Source organism: Klebsiella sp. C349492 (assembly GCF_042055345.1).
Classification (GTDB): domain Bacteria; phylum Pseudomonadota; class Gammaproteobacteria; order Enterobacterales; family Enterobacteriaceae; genus Klebsiella; species Klebsiella scottii.
Window position 1 is genome coordinate 54,268 of record NZ_JANQCE010000001.1, and the last position, 18,166, is coordinate 72,433.

Consider the following 18,166-nt stretch of genomic DNA (forward strand, 5'->3'; position numbering starts at 1 on the left):
ATTATTATAATAATTGCCGCCTTTCTGAGTTAAGGGCACAGATTCGATGCTGTTATTTGGCCCTTCGCATAGTCAAATGTCTTAAGGCATAACTTATAACGCATGACGGCGGACAGTGATTAAAACCAACATATCTCCTCATTGGCAAGGAAATAGCCAAAACCTGTTTTCGGCTATTGACAGGAGATATCACCACCATGAGTTCGCCAGAAGCGCTGTTAAAAAGTCTGTTAACCCGGCTGTTAGATGTGCCCTCAGAGCAGTTGCATGACGAAAGTGACTTGATCTGCCACGGCCTGGATTCGATGCGCACCATGCGTGCGGCCAGTGAACTGCGCCGCGCAGGTATCTCCGTCAGGTTTACTGAGCTGATTGGAAAAAGAACGCTGGCGGAATGGATTGCCATTGTGCGGGCGGCCAGTAGCATCACCGTGCCTCCAGCCATGCACGTCAACGCAGGCGAGGCCCCTTTTGAACTGGCGGCGATGCAACATGCCTTCTGGATCGGTCGTCAGGAGCAGCAGCAACTTGGCGGCGTCTCTGCCCATTTTTATGCTGAGCTTGATGGGGCGGAGCTGGAACCTGAGCGTCTTAATCAGGCATTTAAGCAGCTTATCGCCCGCCATCCGATGCTACGGATGCGCATCAATAGCGAAGGGTTACAGCACACCGTCGCGGTTTCAGATTGTCAGTTACAGGTGAATGACTTAATCGATCTCTGCGCAACGGAAGTGACGCTACAGCTGGAAAAATATCGTCAACGTTACACCCACCAGCGGCTGGATATCGAACAGGGCCAGACGATGATGCTGGCACTGACGCGGCTGCCCGGACAGCGCAGCCGGCTGCATCTGGATCTGGATATGATCGCGGGTGACGCCGCCAGTCTGCGCATTCTGCTGCGCGAACTGGCCTCACTCTATGCCCGGCCCGACGCGTCCCTTCCCGAGCTAAATTTCAGCTACCAGAGCTATCTCCGGCAAAAACGTGAAAATCAGCAATCGCAGTGGCAGGAAGATCGCCGCTGGTGGCAGCAGCAATTAGCCGATTTGGCCGGTCCGCCTGCCTTACCGCTGCGCACGGCGAGCGCTGTTCCCCGTACTGAACGCAAACACTTCTGTCTTAATGAAGCTCAAAGTCAGACGCTGTCACAGCTGAGTCAACAGGCCGGGCTGACCGTTCCGGTCGTGTTGGCAACGTTGTTTTCCGAGACAATTGGTTTGTGGAGCGGGGCCGCTCCCTTCGTGCTTAACCTGCCCGTATTTTCCCGCCACTCCGACCATCCTCAGGTCGATCTCCTGGTCGGTGATTTCTCCAGCTCGGTGCTGGTGACGATTGAACCTGCCAGCCAGCCTGACTTTATCGCCCAGGCGAGGGGATTCCAGGGGCAACTGCATCAGGCAATGGCGCATTCGGCCTATGGCGGTGTTGAGGTGCTGCGCGATCTGGCCCGGCAGCAAAGTGGGGAACAGGTACTGGCTCCGGTGGTTTTCACCAGCGCGCTGGCGCTGGGTGAATTGTATGAACCCGAGGTCAAACAGACGCTGGGCGACCCGGTTTGGTCAATCTCGCAGGGGCCGCAGGTGTGGCTGGATGCCCAGGCCACAGAGTATCAGGGGGGGATCCTGCTGAACTGGGATTTCCGCGCCGACCTGTTCTTACCCCAGGTTATTGATGCGATGTTTGACTGGTTCCGTCAGCGTACGCTTCAGCTGCTGCAAGATCCCGTCAGCTGGCGGAAACCGCTTGCCACGCCGGTTCCGCTGGCGTCATTCCCTCAGCCCGAAGCGCCTGTAGCATCGGGTATCCCGCTCCATCAGCGCTTTTTCCACCAGGCTCAACAACGGCCCCAGGCGATTGCGCTGATGTGGGGGGATAAGCAGCAACTGACCTATGGCGAGCTGGCGCATCAGGCGTTATGCGTTGCCGGATATCTGCAGCAGCAGGGCGTGAAGGCAGGCGACTACGTTGCTGTCAGCATGGGGAAGGGCATCGGGCAGGTCATCGCCGCGCTGGGTATTTTGGCCGCCGGCGCAGCCTATGTCCCCTGCGGGATAGATGTGCCGTTACAACGCCGCCAGCAGGTGTATCAGACGGCTGACGTGCGGTGGGTCCTGAGCGACGATCGGCCCGGTTGCCAGCCGTCATGGCCAGAAGGGGTGGCCGTGGTGCCGCTCAGCGCGGCGTTAGCCAGCCCGCCATTACAATTTTGCCTGCCGGTTTCGCCTCAGCAGGCCATGTACGCGATCTTCACATCCGGATCGACGGGGACGCCAAAAGGCGTGGCCGTTTCACATGGCGCGGTAGCCAACACCATTGATGCCGTCGACGGCTTGTTCCGGTTCACGCCGGCGGATCGCACCATCTCGCTTTCTGAGCTGGATTTTGACCTGTCGGCTTACGATATCTTCGCCAGCCTGAGCCGTGGGGCGGGTCTGGTGGTGGTCGATGAATTCCAGCGCCGGGATGCCCACGCGTGGGTGGCGTTGTTACAGCGCTGGCAGGTCACGATCATCAGCTGCGTTCCGGCGCTATTGGATATGATCCTCACCGCCGCGGCCGACAAACCCCTGCCATCGCTGCGTCTGGTGATGATGGGGGGCGATCGCATCCCGGCGGAGATGGCCTCGCGCTGGTGGTCGCTGACCGGGCAGGCTGCATTTGTCGGGCTGGGCGGGATGACGGAAGCGGCTATCCACTCAACGGTTTTTGTCCTGCAGCCGGATGATACGCGATGGTCAGCGGTGCCTTTCGGGCAGCCGCTGGCAAATATGCATTGCCGTATCGTCGATGATCGCGGTCGCGATTGCCCGGCCTGGGTCGGCGGCGAGCTGTGGGTTAGCGGACCCGGCCTGGCTCTGGGTTATCTGAAAGATCCTGTCCGTACCGCGGAAAAGTTTGTTGAGGATGCTGGCCGCCGCTGGTATCGCAGCGGTGACCGGGTACGCTACTGGCCTGAAGGCATCATTGAGTACATTGGGCGTACCGACCAGCAGATTAAAATACGCGGCCACCGTATTGAATTGGGTGAGATTGAAACCGCGTTACTCAGCCATCCCCAGGTGCTTCAGGCAAGCGTTGGCATCGTATCGCCGGCTGCCAGACAGCTGTGCGCCAGCCTGGTGACGTTGCAACCCCTGAGTCATGCAACGCTGCGCAGCTGGCTACAGGCCCAACTGCCAGCCTATGCCGTGCCGGAACACTATCAGTTCCTCGCAGAAATGCCGCTGACGGCGAACGGTAAACTGGATCGTCGCGCGTTGCAGCAGCAGGCAGAGCGGCAGCTGGCGAGCGCTGAACGACAATTTCAGCCTCCCGAAGGGGAGATTGAGCAACGGGTCGCCGCCCTATGGCAGCAGCTGCTGCAGGTCGCGCAGGTGGGACGCGAGGACAATTTCTTCGTGCTGGGGGGCGACAGCCTGATCGCCACGCGCCTAATCGCCAGGATGCATGAACAGAGCCTTACCGCCCCCCTGGCCGAACTCTTCGCCACGCTAACGCTGGCGGCATTTTGCGCCCATGTGCGACGCCAGCATCAGGTACCTGACCAGCCGCTTAGCGCCGATGAAGCCAATCGTTATCAACCGTTCCCGCTCAGCGATATCCAGCGTGCTTTCTGGATAGGTCGCTCCGGGGAAATGACGCTGGGGGCGGTAGGGTCGCACTTCTACACTGAGTTCGACGGCCAGGGGCTGGATGTCGTGCGGCTGGAACAGGCCTGGCGTCAGCTGATGCTGCGTCATGACATGTTGCGCGTTCGCGTAACGGAGGAGGGGCAGCAGCAGGTCGCGGAGCAGCTTCCCGCGTGGGAAATTGAGCAGCACTGGTTGAACGAAGATGCACAGGCTGAACTGGCAACCCTGCGCGAAACATTGTCGCATCAGGTTTACGATCCGTGTCAGTGGCCGTTGTTCGCCATCCATGTCGCCCATTATGCGCAGCGCCAGCGTTTATTCGTCAGCCTGGACAGTATGATGCTGGATGGCCGCAGCATCATGGTGCTGTTTACTGAATGGGATCGGCTGTATCGCGATCCCCGCTCCAGCCTGCCGGAACTGTCCATCCGCTACCGCGACTATGTCTTGCAAAATCGGCCCGCTGCGGAGCGCGAGCGGCAGGCGCAGGCGTGGTGGCAGCAGCATCTCTCAACGTTGCCGGAACGTCCCGCGCTGCCGCTGGCGGTCGCGCCTGAAACCCTGCAACAGCCGCGTTTTCGTCGCTGGAGTCACGAGTTATCTCCCGGCCGCTGGCAGCAGTTAAAGACGGAGGCGAAAAGTTACGGCATTACGCCGAGCGTGGTGCTGGCTGCGGCCTATGGCGAAGTGCTGGCTCGCTGGAGCAACCAGACCGCGCTGGCCATCAACCTGACGATGTTTGATCGTCAGCCGCGCCATCCGCAGATTAACCATGTGGTCGGTGATTTCGCCTCAATTCTGCTGCTGGGTTATCAAAGCAGCGCCGGAGGCGATTTCCTTGCCGCGGCCCGTCGCCTGCAGCAGCAGGAAGGGGCGGCCCTGGCGCAACGCGGAGTGTCCGGGATCTGGGTATTGCGCGAACTGGCCCGCCAGAAAGGTCAGACTATGGCCTCAATGCCGGTGGTGTTCACCAGCGTTATCGGGCTGGATAAAGACGCGTCGCTCGATCTTTCGGATGCCTTCCCCCAACAAATCTACGCCATCACGCAAACGCCGCAGGTGTGGCTGGACGCAAAAATCAGCGAGTCGCGCGGGCGTCTGCTGCTGGAGTGGGATGCGCTGGAGGCGTTATTCCCGGCGGGCATGATCGAGGCGATGTTCAGCAGCTACTGTCAGCTGGTGGCGCAGCTAACCCAATCCGACTGGCGCCAGCCGGTGACGCTGCCATTACCGGAGAGCCAGCAGCAGGTACGCCGGCTCACCAATCAGACCGCGTTCTCCTTCCCGGATTCACGGCCGCTGTACCTGCGCTTCTTTGCCGAGGCCCACCAACATCCGGACGCCACCGCGCTGCTTTGGGGCCGGGAAGGGCGGATGGATTACGGCACCCTGGCGCAACAGGCGCTGGCGGTTGCGGGCTATCTGCAGCAACGAGGGATACAACCCGGCGACAGAGTCGCCATCACCCATGCAAAAGGCCCCCGGCAAATTGTCGCGGTGCTGGGCGTGTTAGCTGCGGGGGGCTGCTATGTCCCTTCCGGCATCGGTTTACCGGAAGCGCGCCGCGCGGTGGTCTATCGTGATGCCGGGGTAAAGCGGGTGCTGTGCGATGAAAACAGTTTGCATCAGCTCAGCTGGCCGCAGGGCGTAGCGGTAACCAGCCTTAGTGAGGCATTACAGGCGACCCCCCTGGCCGCGCCCCGTGTGCAGCCTGCAGAAGCCGCGAAGTACATTATCTTTACCTCCGGTTCAACCGGCACCCCCAAAGGGGTGGTGGTGAGTCATGGCGCGGTGGCGAACACCGTTGACGCCGTCGCGGCGCGGTTCGGCATCAGCGACAAGGATCGCTCCATCACCCTGTCGGCCCTCGATTTCGATCTCTCCGCCTACGACATTTTCACCTTCCTCGGGCGTGGCGCCTCGCTGGCGGTGGTGGATGAGGCGGAGCGCCGTGATGCCGCCGCCTGGGTGGGGTTAATTAACCACTGGCAGGTCAGCGTCATCAGCGCCGTACCCGCATTGATCGAGATGATTACCGTTGCTGCTCAAGCGCATGGACTCACTCAGGCGCTGCGTCTGGTGATGGTCGGGGGCGATCGCGTGGTGCGCCAGCTGCCGCAGGATTTATGGCAACTGTCGCCGCAGGCGCGTTTTGTCTCCCTCGGTGGGATGACCGAGGCGGCGATTCACTCGACGTGTTATGAGATCCAGCCTGACGATCCCTGGTGGGCATCGGCGCCGTACGGCGTCCCACTGGCGAATATGCAGTGCCGGGTGGTGGACCAGCAGGGAGGTGATTGCCCGGACTGGGTCAAGGGCGAGCTGTGGGTCAGCGGGGCCGGCGTGGCGACGGGCTACCACGGTGATGAAAAGCGCAGCGCAGAGAAGTTCGTCGCGTGGCAGCAACGTCGCTGGTATCGCACCGGCGACGTCGCCAGCTATCGTCCCAACGGCGTGCTGGAGTTCTTTGGCCGGGCCGATAATCAGGTCAAGATCCGCGGCCACCGCATTGAGTTGGGCGAGGTGGAAGGCGCGCTCAGTCGTCTGCCGCAGGTGGAGAGCGCCGTGGCGGTGGTGTTAACCGGCACAACGCGGCAGCTGGCGGCGGCGCTGGTGGCCTCCCGGCCGATCGACCTGGCCGCGGTAAAACACGCCGCGCAGGCCAGCCTGCCGGATTATGAGGTGCCTGAGCACCTGATTCAAATCAGCCAGATCCCGCTCACCGCCAATGGCAAAGTCGATCGTGAAGCTATCACCCGACAGATTGCGGAGCGGCTGGAACAGGCAGCGCATGCCGGTGAGCAACAGCCCATCAGCGGCGAGGCGGAGACCCTGCTGGCGCAGCTGTGGCGTGAGCTGCTGGCGGTGCCGCACGTTGCCGCGAGCGATAACTTCTTCAGCCTTGGCGGCGACAGCCTGGTGGCAACCCGCCTGATGAGCCGACTACAACAGGCGGGTTTCCGTGGGGCGCTCTCGTCCCTGTTTAGCACCCCTGAGCTACGCCCGTTTGCTGCCAGCCTGAAACGTGAAGCAACGGCGCAGCAGCCGGTGCTAGCGCATGACGCGACCTGCCGCTACCAACCCTTCCCGCTGACCGATGTGCAGCAGGCGTACTGGCTGGGCCGCCAGGAGGCGTTCACGCTCGGTGATATCGCGGCGCAGTGCTACAACGAATATGAACTGCCGGGTATGGACGTCGCGCGCATGGAGCAGGCATGGCATCAGCTGGTGCTGCGTCATGACATGCTACGTTGTCGCATCACCGCTGACGGCCAGCAGCAGATTATGCAGGAGGTGCCTTTCTACCACTTCCGCCAGCATCACCTGGGCGCCGCTTCTTTGGATGAACTGCGTCAACAGATGGCGCGACAGAAACTGGCCCCCGACAGCGGGCGTCTCTACGACGTCCAGGTCATCCATTACGGCGATCGCCAGCTGCGGCTGGCCGTGCTGCTCGACAACCTGATTGTCGATGGCCTCAGCATGCTGACGCTGTTCACCGAACTGTTCCACTACTACCAGCATCCTGAGCAGCCTTTGCCGCCGCTCGGCGTGGAGTTCCGCGATTACCAATGCCTGCGCCAGCGGCAGGGGACGTCCTCTGAATCCCTCCAGTACTGGCAGCAGCGGCTGGCTTCGTTGCCTGCCGCGCCTGCATTACCGACGCAGGTTGAACCGGAGACGCTGACTCAGCCTGTATTCCGCCGCCTGCAGGCCCGGCTGGCAACGCCGCAGTGGCAAAAGATCCTGCAACGGGCGCGCCAGGCGCAAATTACCCCCTCCGTGCTGCTGTTGACCTGCTTCTCCGAGGTGTTGAGCCGCTGGAGCGGGCAGCGCTCGCTGGTGGTTAATATGACGCTGTTTGACCGCAAGCCGCTCCATCCTGATATCAACCGGGTCATCGGCGACTTTACCTCGCTGATACTGGCGGAATACCACGCCCGGGCGGACGAGAGCTGGCTTAGTCATGCCCAGCGGATGCAGGCGCAAATCTGGCGCGATTTGGATCATCAGGAGGTCTCCGCTGTCAGCGTGATGCGGCAGCTGGCGCAGCATCATGGCGGTGAAACGCGAGGGGTGCCGGTGGTGTTCACCAGCATGCTCGGCGTGGCCGATGCGCTGGCGAAAGCCGCGCCCTGGCCCGATTTTACGCTGTCTCAGACGCCGCAGGTGTGGCTGGATCATCAGGTGATTGATCTCGAAGATGGCCTGCTGCTGAGCTGGGATTATCTGGAGGATCTGTTCCCGCCGCAGATGGTGGCGCAGATGTTTGCCAGCTATTGCGCGGCCCTGCAGCGGCTGGCCGACGACGACTGGCAGCTGCCGCCGCCGCGCCAGCTGCCGCTCGCTCAGCAGAGCGTTCGCGAGCGGATCAATGCCACCGAAGCACCGCAGCAGGGCCCGGCGCTGCTGCATCAGGGCTTCTTTGAGCAGGCGCGTCGTCACCCGCAGCGGATAGCGCTGTGGGACGGGCAGAGCGGCGGCATCAGCTACGGCGAGCTGCGGGAAAGAGCGCTTGCGGTGGCGGCGGGTCTTCAGCAGCAGGGGGTTAACGAAGGCGACTGCGTGGCGATAGGTCTGCCGCGCGGCGTCGATCAGATAGCGGCGGTGCTGGGCGTACTGGCGGCGGGCGCCGCATATCTGCCCGTCAATGGCAAACATCCGCCCGCCAGGCAGGCATTGTTATGCCGTAAAGCACAGGCAAAGCGGGCGATTGGCTGCGTGGACGGCGCCATATCTCTTCCTCTGCAGCAGCTACTCAACTGCGCGCCGCTGCCTGAGCCGGTGCTGCCCGATGCGGCCAGCCTGGCTTACATCATCTTTACCTCCGGATCGACCGGTGAACCCAAAGGCGTGGAAGTTGAACACCGCAGCGCCAGTAACACCGTCGACGACATTTGCCAGCGTTATGCCATCCGCAGTCAGGATGTGTTTTTGGCAGTGGCCGCGCTCGATTTTGACCTGTCGGTTTTCGATATCTTCGGCGCATTGAGCCTGGGCGCGCAGCTGGTGCTCAGCGCGGAAGAAGAGCATCGCGATGCCGAGGGGTGGCTGGCGCTAATGCAGCAGCACCGGGTCAGCGTCTGGAACAGCGTCCCCACGCTGATGGAGATGACGATCGAAATCGCGCAGCTGCGCGGCGGTGAATTACCGGCGCTGCGTCTGGCATTGCTGTCAGGCGATTGGGTCAGTCCGGACATTGCCGCCCGGCTGGAACCTGTTGCGCCGCAGTGCCGGACCATTGCGCTGGGCGGGGCGACGGAAGCCGCCATCTGGTCCAACGCCTGGGCGGTTCCGGCCCGGCCGCCGCGCGACTGGACATCGGTCCCTTACGGTTTACCGCTGCGCAATCAGCAGTTCAGGGTGGTGGATGAACTGGGCTGCGATCTGCCGGACTGGGTGGCAGGTGAGCTGTGGATTGGCGGGATGGGGGTGGCGCGCGGGTACTGTGGCGATCGGAATCTGACCCAGGCCAGTTTTAGCGGCGACTACCCGCAGCGCTGGTATCGCACGGGCGACATGGGACGTTACCACCCCGACGGCGTCCTCGAATTCCTCGGGCGACGCGATGGTCAGGTGAAGTTACGCGGCCACCGTATTGAACTAGGCGAAATTGAACAGCAGCTGCAGCGTTGTCCGGGGGTACGCCGCGCGGTGGTGTTACTCAAGGGGAGCGGCGTCAGCGCCAGCCTGCACGCCTTCTATGAGGGCGGGACAGCGATCGACGAGGTGCAGCGCGGGCTGCGTAGCGTGTTGCCTGGCTGGGCGATCCCTGCGGCCATCACTTCTCTCAGCAGCTGGCCGCTCACCGCTAACGGCAAAATCGACCGCAAGGCGCTTGCGCAGCTCACCGCTCAGGCTGCGGAAACCGCGCTGTCCCTGGACGACCCTCACCAGCAGGCGCTGGCGGACATCTGGCAGCAGGTGCTGGGCGCGCAGCCGGGCCATGCCAGCGAAAGCTTCTTCAGCGCTGGCGGTAATTCGCTACTGGGCACCCGCCTGGTAGCGCAAATCTGCAAACACTTCGGTATCCGTCTGACACTACGAGACTTTTTTGCTGACGCTACCCTCTCGGGCCTTTGCGCATCCGTCGAAAGGCATTTGGCTGACAAAAACAGTATGGAAGAAGGTTTATTGTGAAAATTTCTGACGTTATCGTACGACTGGAAACTCAGGGCATTGAACTGTGGCAGGAGGAGAACAATCTGCGCTTTCGCGCGCCTGCGGGAGTGATGACCGAAGCCATTATGCAGGAATTGCGCGACCATAAACCGGCCATCCTCGACTGGCTCAGGCAGCAGGAGAGCGGGGCAGTGCTGCAAGCCGATCCCGATGCGCGTTTTACGCCTTTCCCCTTAACGGAGGCGCAGCAGGCCTATTTTGTCGGGCGCCATAGCGCGTTCGCGTTCGGCGGCGTCGCCTGTCGGGGATATCTGGAGATTTGTTTTGATCGGCCCGTCACGCCTGCGCAGCTCAGCCGGGCGCTTAATCAGCTGATTGCTCGCCACGACATGTTGCGGGTGGTGATTGAGGAAGAGGGATTCCAGCGCGTTCTGCCGCAGGTGCCGCTATTCCAGCCGCAACAACACGAATGGCCAGACCTGCCAACCACAGAAATCGGGGCGCGTATCGCTGAGTTGCGCGAAGCGATGCTGGCTGCCCCGGCGGATTACCAGCGCTGGCCGCTTTTTGCCGCGACCACTATCTTCGCGGCAGGACAAACCCGCCTGCTGTTGTCGATTGAGCTGATCCTGGTGGATTCCGCCAGCCTTTATCTGCTGGTGGATGAACTGGATCAACTGCTGTTTGCGCCAGGGACGCTGCTGCCCGCGCCCTCGTTGGGTTTCCGTGACTACGTGATTGCCCGGCGCGCAGCGCGCCAGGGCGCGCGCTACCGTAAGGCGCAGCAATACTGGCGGGAGCGCATCCCTGAGCTCCCCAATGCTCCGGCCTTGCCAGCTAGCGCCGCCGCTGAGAAAGCCACATTTGTCCGTCGCCATCTGCGCTTGTCCCATCAACAGCGTCAGCGGCTGAACCAGCTGGCCGCGAAGGCGCAGGTAACGCTGAACGCGCTGCTGCTGGGGGCGTTCTCACAGGTGATGGGGTTCTACAGCGACAGTCGCCACTTCACGCTTAACCTGCCCATTTTCCGCCGTGAGGGGCAGCATCGTGACCTTGAACGGGTGGTCGGGGATTTCACCTCTGTCACGCTGCTGGAGGTCGATCTGCGTGGAGATGAGGTGTTTGCCAGGCAGCTGCTGACCCTCAATCAGCGCCTGTTTGCCGATCTCGACCATAGCGCGTTCTCAGGCCTTGAAGCGTTGAGTGAACTGTCACGCCATCATGGTGAGGCGGTGCTGATGCCCGTGGTGTTTACCAGCACACTCGGGCAGGGGGAACGGCAGGAGGCCCCGGCGCGCTATCGTATCGAGCAGGGTTTAACCCAAACCCCGCAGGTGTTGATTGACTGCCAGGTCACCGCCCAGCCCGATGGCATGATGCTGGCGTGGGACTCGCGCGAGGGGCTATTCCCCGAGCAGTTTATTGAACACGCGTTTAATGCCTTCAGCGGTTTAATCCAGCGGCTGCTGGAGGACGGCGAGTCTTGCCTTAACCAGCGTCAGCTGCTGACGCTGCCTGCGGCACAAGCCGCCGTTCGCCAACGGACTAACGCGGATAGCCAGCCAGATTTCGCCCGGCTGCTACAGCAGGGGTTCCTGGATAAGGCGGAACGGCAGCCGGATGCCATTGCGCTGTGGGACGATGAAGGGAGCCTGACTTACGGCGAACTGGCCGCCCGGGCTTACGGACTGGCGGCGGATTTGCAGCGGGCGGGGCACTGTCCAGGCGAAGCCGTCGCGGTGATGTGCGGGAAAGGGCGCGCCCATGCGCTCGCCCCTCTTGCCATCCTGCTGAATGGCGGGTGCTATGTACCGGTTGATGCGCAACAGCCTGCCCGCCGCCGGGAGGCGATTTTGCGTAACGCCGGGGTGCGCCGGGCAATCTGTGACGATCCGGAACAATTACCTGAGGACGTAGATCCGATCGCCTGGCGTACGGAGAGGTCCGCTGGTGATTTCCAGCCGCTCAGAATCGGTCTCCATCAGCCTGCCTATATTATCTATACCTCCGGGTCGACCGGTGAACCGAAAGGCGTGGTCATCAACCATCATGCCGCCTGGAATACGATTGCCGATATCAACCGTCGCTTTGCGGTGAGCGCCCGGGATCGGGTCCTGGCGGTCGCTAACCTGAGTTTCGATCTGTCAGTGTACGATCTGTTTGGCGTGCTGGCGGCGGGAGGCGCTCTGGTCTATCCGCAGGAAGCGAGAAAAGCGGATCCTTCACACTGGGCTGAATGCATCACTCAATATGGCGTCACGCTATGGAACAGCGTGCCGGCCCAGCTGCAGATGCTGGCCGATACGCAACAGCCCCTGCCGACGCTACGCCTGGCGCTGGTATCGGGAGACTGGGTTCCACTCAATCTGCTGGAACAACTGCAGGCCATCTCAGCCGATGGTCAACTGATAGCGCTGGGAGGCGCGACTGAAGCGGCAATCTGGTCGGTATTCCATCCGGTCACGCACGTCGCGCCGTCCTGGCAGAGCATTCCGTATGGTAAGCCGTTGGCCAATCAGCAACTGCATATTGTTGATGAGAGCCTGCACGATCGCCCTGACTGGGTCAGCGGCGAGATCGCCATCAGCGGTGACGGGCTGGCGGATTGTTACTGGATGGACAGAGAGAAGACCGCCGCGCGTTTTGTGACCCGCGATGACGGACGGCGCCTGTACCTGACCGGAGATCGGGGGCGGTACTGGCCGGATGGCAACATCGAGTTTCTGGGGCGGGTCGATAATCAGGTCAAAATCCGCGGACACCGCGTTGAGCTGGGTGAAATCGCCGCGGCGATGCGCCAACACCCGGCTGTCGCCGATGCTGCCGTATGCCTGACGGAAGGTCATGGCACCGCCAGTAATCTGCTGGGATTCGCGGAACTGGCGGCGGGCGAGCAGCCCGGCAGTCGGCCGGCGATGGAAAACGCCCGGCAGCGTGCGCGACATATTGAACAGCAGATTGATGGTGAAGCTTTCGAGGCGTTAATGGCGGGAGCGGATCGCGTGGCGATTCTCGCGATGTCCGATCGCCTGCGTCAGGATGGCCTGTTCGCCACGACCGCTTCCCGTCACTCGCTGGAGGAGATCTATCATGCGACCGGGGTGGCGGAGGTTCATCAGCGACTGCTGCGCCGCTGGCTGGCCGGATTGGTCAGCGCCGGTGCGCTCAGCCAGGACGCGCAGGGACGCTACGCAGACCTGATCCCCTGCGATGCGGCCACGTTGCAGCAGTGCTGGCACGAGGTGGAACAGCTTGAGCAGCGTGCCGGTTATGGCAGCCAGACGTTGCACTATATCCGCGTTTGCAGCGATTGCCTGAGCGGGCTGCTGCGTGGCGAAACCGATGTCCGCGGTATTCTGTTCCCGGAAGGCGAGCTGTCGACCGCCCACGCGGCCTACCGGGATAACCTGGTCAGTCAGAGCATGAACGCGATCGTGATTGCGGCGATCTCGGCGCTGGCGGCTTCCAGCGCCCGCCCGTTACGGGTGCTGGAAGTGGGGGCCGGCGTGGCGGGGACCGCCAGCGATTTGGTGCCTGCTCTGGCGCCCTGGCAGCCTGAATACTGGTTTACCGATCTGTCAGAGTTCTTCCTCGTTGAAGCGCGTAAGCTTTTCGCCCCTTATCCGTGGATGCACTACGGCATTTTTGACATGAACGAAGATGCCGGGCGGCAGGGGATGGCGGCGAATAGCTTTGATGTGATCCTGTGCGCCAACGTGCTGCATAACGCCCGTAACGCCGGTGACGTGCTGGCGCAATTCTCCTCATTGCTGGCGCCCGGCGGTACGCTGGTGTTTATCGAACCTTTCCGTCGTCATAACTACCCGCTGCTGGTTTCGATGGAGTTCTTCCCGGAGCTGACGGGCTTTACGGACCTGCGCGCCAACACCGATCAAACGTTCTTCACCCGCGAGCAGTGGCTTGACCTGCTGGCGCAGGCGGGGGCGACGATATCCGATTGCGCCCCGCCGGCGGAAAGCGCGCTGTCCAGCTCTGGGCAGGGGGTATTTATCGCCCGGTTCAAAACGGACCGCGCCAGCCTCCGCCGCGATGAGCTGCGGGATTTTCTGCGCGATCGGCTGCCGGGCTATATGGTGCCTGCGCATCTACATCTGCTGGATCGTCTGCCGCGTACGGCTAACGGTAAAACCGATCGTCAGCGGCTGCTGAGCGCCGCGCCGCAGCAGCTGACCAGGGCGGAGCAGGCAGGCAGCGGTAACGCCCCGCGCGATGCGCTGGAACAGCAGATTGCCGCCGTCTGGGCGGAAGTATTGGGAGTGGCGGACGTGCAGCGCGATGCTGACTTCTATGCGCTGGGCGGCGATTCCCTGCTGTTATCACGCATGATCGGACGTCTGCGCGCCCGGGTCGCGGCGGCGGCTCATTTCGAATGGGAAACCCTGCTGCGCCATCTGCTGCGGGAATCCACGGTGATGGCGCTGGCGGATTTGCTACGCAGCAGCGCGACGCAGAGTGAGCAGCAACAGCAGGCTCGCGCCGTGCTGGTTCCACTGTGGGGCCCGCAGGATTATCACCGCCACTGCTGCGTGCTGCTTCACGCCGGTACGGGCAATCTCCAGCCGTATCAGCATCTGCTGGCGAGCCTGGACAAGTCGCTATTTGCCCGCGGCGTAGGTCTCGAACTGCCCAGCCAGCAGGCGTTTATGGCGCTGGCGCCGCATGAGGCGTTGGTTACGCTGGCCGGCCACTATGCCGATGCGTTGTCAGCGCAGGGGGAAAGCTTCACTTTGCTGGGATATTGCCTCGGTGGCTTGCTGGCCGCGGAAATCGCCCGTCAGCTCAGCGAGCGCGGCAAAAACGTGCGCGAGCTGGTGGTCATCAGCGCGTATCAGCCGCCGCAGGTGGATGACGCGCGGCTGGTGGATTACGTGTTTGCCCGCGCGATCGGGGCCGACCTGGAGAAACTGGGGCTGCCGCAGGAGCCGGCGCTGGCCGCCGCCGTGAGCGCTATCCTGCAACGGACCCCGCAGCGTATCGCCGAAGACGCATTTGATTGCCTCGACGACCATTCGCAGGTCGCGCAGGCGCTGACGCGCTGGTTCCAGCAGCCGCAGTCCGTTCGCCTGCAAGCATTGCAGACGGCCGGCATGGCCCAGGGAGCCTACCATCAGGAGGATGAAGCCAGCGCGTTGTTTGCGAGTCGTTACGCCCTGTTCGGACACAGCATGGCGTCAGTGGGGCAATATCGCCCCGATCCCTGGTTTGGTAAAACCATCCTGGTGCGTAACAGCGAAAGCGATCCTCTCTTGCCCGGTACGCCCGGCGACGTCCACGACTACTGGCGCCGGCTGTGCCTGGGTGAACTCATTGTTGAAGATACGCCCGGCGACCATTTTAGCTGCCTGGCTCGTCAGCATGCGCCCGCCCTGGCTGCGCTAATCGCGCGCCACACCGCGCCGGGAGAAGCCTGATGAACGACAACATCATCGCGGTACTCGGCGCCACCGGCGGCGCAGGGTGCTATGTCAGCCGCTGGCTGGCTCAGGCAGGATTTGCATTGCGGCTCGGCGGTCGCCGTCGCGATCCCTTACGGCAGCTGGCGACACGGCTGGATGCGGAAGCTCAGCCGGTGGATCTATGGCAGGAGGCGGCGCTTCGCGAGTTTTGCCGGGGTTGCGTCGCGGTGGTGAACTGCGCCGGTCCCTCCTATCAGGTGCTCGATCGGGTGGCGCGTGCTGCCGCCTCGGCGCATGCGCATTATGTGGATGTCTCAGGCGATGGCCCGGCGTGGCATCTGTTACAGCGGCAACCTGCCGGCGATAAGCGCTGGACTGCGGTGCTCTCCGCCGGGATGTTGCCCGGGCTGGCGAATCTGGTCCCGGGCTGGATGAGCCAGCGTGCTGGCGGCGATCTGACGGTCTACAGCGGCGGTATTGAGCGGGTGAGCGGCGCGGCTGCCGCCGATCTGGTGCTGTCGTTAAATGAACAATGCAATGCGTTGCAGGGCAGCGATTACTGGTACGGAGAGGCCGGTGCCGGCTGGCGGCTCGGCCGTCGCGCACGCCACGTTCTGTCAACGCAGCAGACGGATACGCTGGCGCATTTCACCGGCCACGTTACGTTACTGCCCTGGCTGAGCGCCGACGCCGAGCGGCTGGCGCTGCGCCATCATCTCTCCGCTCTGAGCTGGTACAACGTTTTCAGCGGTCAATGCCTGCGGGAAACCCTGACCGGGCTGCGCGGCAAGGTGGATGGCTCATCGCAGAGTCTCGCGCTTGCCCGTGCAGCGGTGGAGAAGGCCAGTGAAATTGATCTGGCGGGCTACGCCCCTTATTACCAGATGGTGTTTGACTGGCAGCAGGAGGGGGAGCGGCGTCGGCGCGTCGTGGTGCGCACGGACAGCAGCCTGGCGCTCACCGCCGCCACCGCCGTCAGTACCGTTCTGAGCCTGATGCGCGGCGAGATTGCGCCGGGCGTGCATTTTGCCGATGGTGTACTGCACCCGGCGACCGTGCTGGCTGATATCACGCGGCTGCATGCGGGCACCCACATCAGCCAGTATCTGCCGGATATGCAGCCAGAGCAGGGGGTGATATGACTCCAGCTTCGACACCCCGCCGCCGCGCGATTGTCTGTGGTACCAGCTTTGGCCGCTTTTATCTGCGCGCGCTGGCCAACAATCCGACGATTGAACTGGTCGGGATTCTTTCCAGCGGCTCTGCCGCGTCCGCGGGCTACGCGCGTGAGCTGAATATCGCTCACTACACCTCGGCGGCAAGTCTGCCGGCCGATATAGACCTTGCCTGCGTGGTGGTGAGGGCGGCCGTCTCCGGCGGCAAGGGCGCGGAAATCGCCGGCCAGCTGTTAACGCGGGGCATTCATGTATTGCAGGAGCATCCGCTTCATCCTGACGAGCTGGCCGATTGCCTGCGCACGGCGCACCAGCATCGCGTCCGTTTTGGCATCAATGCCTTCTACCCCTTTGTTGCCCCCATCCGTCGCTTTCTTGAGGCGGCCGAGATTCTGCGTCAGCGCCAGCCGGTGCAATACATTGAAGGCGTGTGCGGCGCGCAGGTTCTCTACCCGCTGCTGGATGTGATTGCGCGCGCGCTGGGAAAACTGCGCCCGGCGCAGCTGGAGCTGATGCAGCCCCGCCAGGTGGGACCTTATACCTGCCTGCACGGCAGTATCGGCGGCGTACCGCTGACGCTGCGTGTTCAGAACCAAATCCATCCGGCAGACGCCGACAACCACGCGCTGTTGCTGCACCGCCTGACCATCACCGCCGAAAGCGGCGTACTGGCACTTGCGGACACCCACGGCCCGGCGATCTGGAGCCCCAGATTACATACCCACCGTGATGAAACCCATCGCCTGGTGCTGGAGGGCGAGGGGACAGAACGTTTATCGGCAGCCAGCAGCACCCTTTTGCCTGGCAGCGAAGCCGTCAGCTTCAGCGAGATTTTCGAACAGCTGTGGCCGCAGGCCATTAATGGCGCGGTGGCGGATTTTCAGCGTTCCATCGACGCCCCTGCGCTGGCGCAGCAGCAGGTGCAATGGGCGCTGGGCGTGACCGGATTCTGGCATCGGGTGTCATCGGTGCTGGGGCCGCCAGAACTGATTTATCCCGACACGCCGGCCATCCTGCCGCTTATTGATCGGTTAACTGAGGAGACCCCGCGATGAGTCAGCATTTTTTACGCTTTTACCAGCCCGCACCCGCTGCGCCGCTGTTGCTGGTTTGCTTACCCCATGCCGGCGGGGCGGCCAGTACGTTTCGCCCGTGGCCTTACTTGTTCGATGCGTCTGAGGCGGAGCTGGCAGTGGTGCAGTATCCGGGACGCGAGGACCGCTTCGCTGAGCCCTTCATCGACAATATGCCCGAGCTGCTGACCGCCTTGCAGGAGGAGCTGTTGCCGCATCTGGCGGGACGCCGTTTTGCCCTGCTCGGACACAGTATGGGCGGTGCCATCGCCCATGAGCTGGCGCAGTCGCTGGCCGCCCACGGCCGGCATCCAGAACTGCTGATCGTCTCAGGCCGCCAGCCGCCGGATTTTCATCCGCTGGATAGCGGCATTCATCTGGGTAGCGATCGGCAAATTATCGAGGAACTGCTGCGCCTCAGCGACGATAACCAGACGCTGCGCGAACAACCAGAGCTGGCGGAGCTGCTGCTGCCGGCGATCCGCAATGATTACCGACTGATTGAGAATTACCGCCCGCAGCCTGCGCGTTTGCTCACCTGCCCGATAGTGGTGTTGAGCGGCGAAGGCGACGGTGAACTGCCTCTGTCGCAAGCCGAGGCCTGGGCGGCATACACCTCAGCTGAAAGTATCGTGCATCGTTTTCCAGGCGATCACTTTTTCATTGCCAGCCAGCGTGCCGCCGTGGTGGCTTGCGTGCGGCAGGCATTACGGCAGTTCTCACCCTTGTTCAGTGAAGGATAA

5 protein-coding genes are annotated in these 18,166 nt (G+C 62.5%); all 5 read left to right on the top strand.

Annotated features, from left to right (window positions below; genetic code table 11):
* Positions 1–197 precede the first annotated feature (197 nt).
* The 5 genes from NWP14_RS00270 to NWP14_RS00290 are packed head-to-tail and all read left to right on the top strand — an operon-like array spanning position 198 to position 18,166.
* The gene (locus NWP14_RS00270) at positions 198–9,776 is read left to right on the top strand and encodes an amino acid adenylation domain-containing protein (RefSeq protein WP_375214552.1); all 9,579 of its coding nucleotides are present in this window, start codon (positions 198–200) and stop codon (positions 9,774–9,776) included.
* Entirely contained in the window at positions 9,773–15,190 is a 5,418-nt protein-coding gene (locus NWP14_RS00275) for an amino acid adenylation domain-containing protein (protein ID WP_375214553.1), read from the top strand. Before NWP14_RS00270 ends, NWP14_RS00275 begins: the two co-directional genes overlap by 4 nt.
* Positions 15,190–16,317: a saccharopine dehydrogenase NADP-binding domain-containing protein gene (locus tag NWP14_RS00280; protein WP_375214554.1), complete on the top strand. Its 1,128-nt coding sequence runs from the start codon at positions 15,190–15,192 to the stop codon at positions 16,315–16,317. The genes NWP14_RS00275 and NWP14_RS00280 overlap by 1 nt, the downstream gene beginning before the upstream one ends.
* Positions 16,314–17,405, top strand: a complete 1,092-nt coding sequence (locus NWP14_RS00285; RefSeq protein WP_095101251.1) for a Gfo/Idh/MocA family oxidoreductase — start codon at positions 16,314–16,316, stop codon at positions 17,403–17,405. Before NWP14_RS00280 ends, NWP14_RS00285 begins: the two co-directional genes overlap by 4 nt.
* Positions 17,402–18,166, top strand: a complete 765-nt coding sequence (locus tag NWP14_RS00290; protein ID WP_095101253.1) for a thioesterase II family protein — start codon at positions 17,402–17,404, stop codon at positions 18,164–18,166. Before NWP14_RS00285 ends, NWP14_RS00290 begins: the two co-directional genes overlap by 4 nt.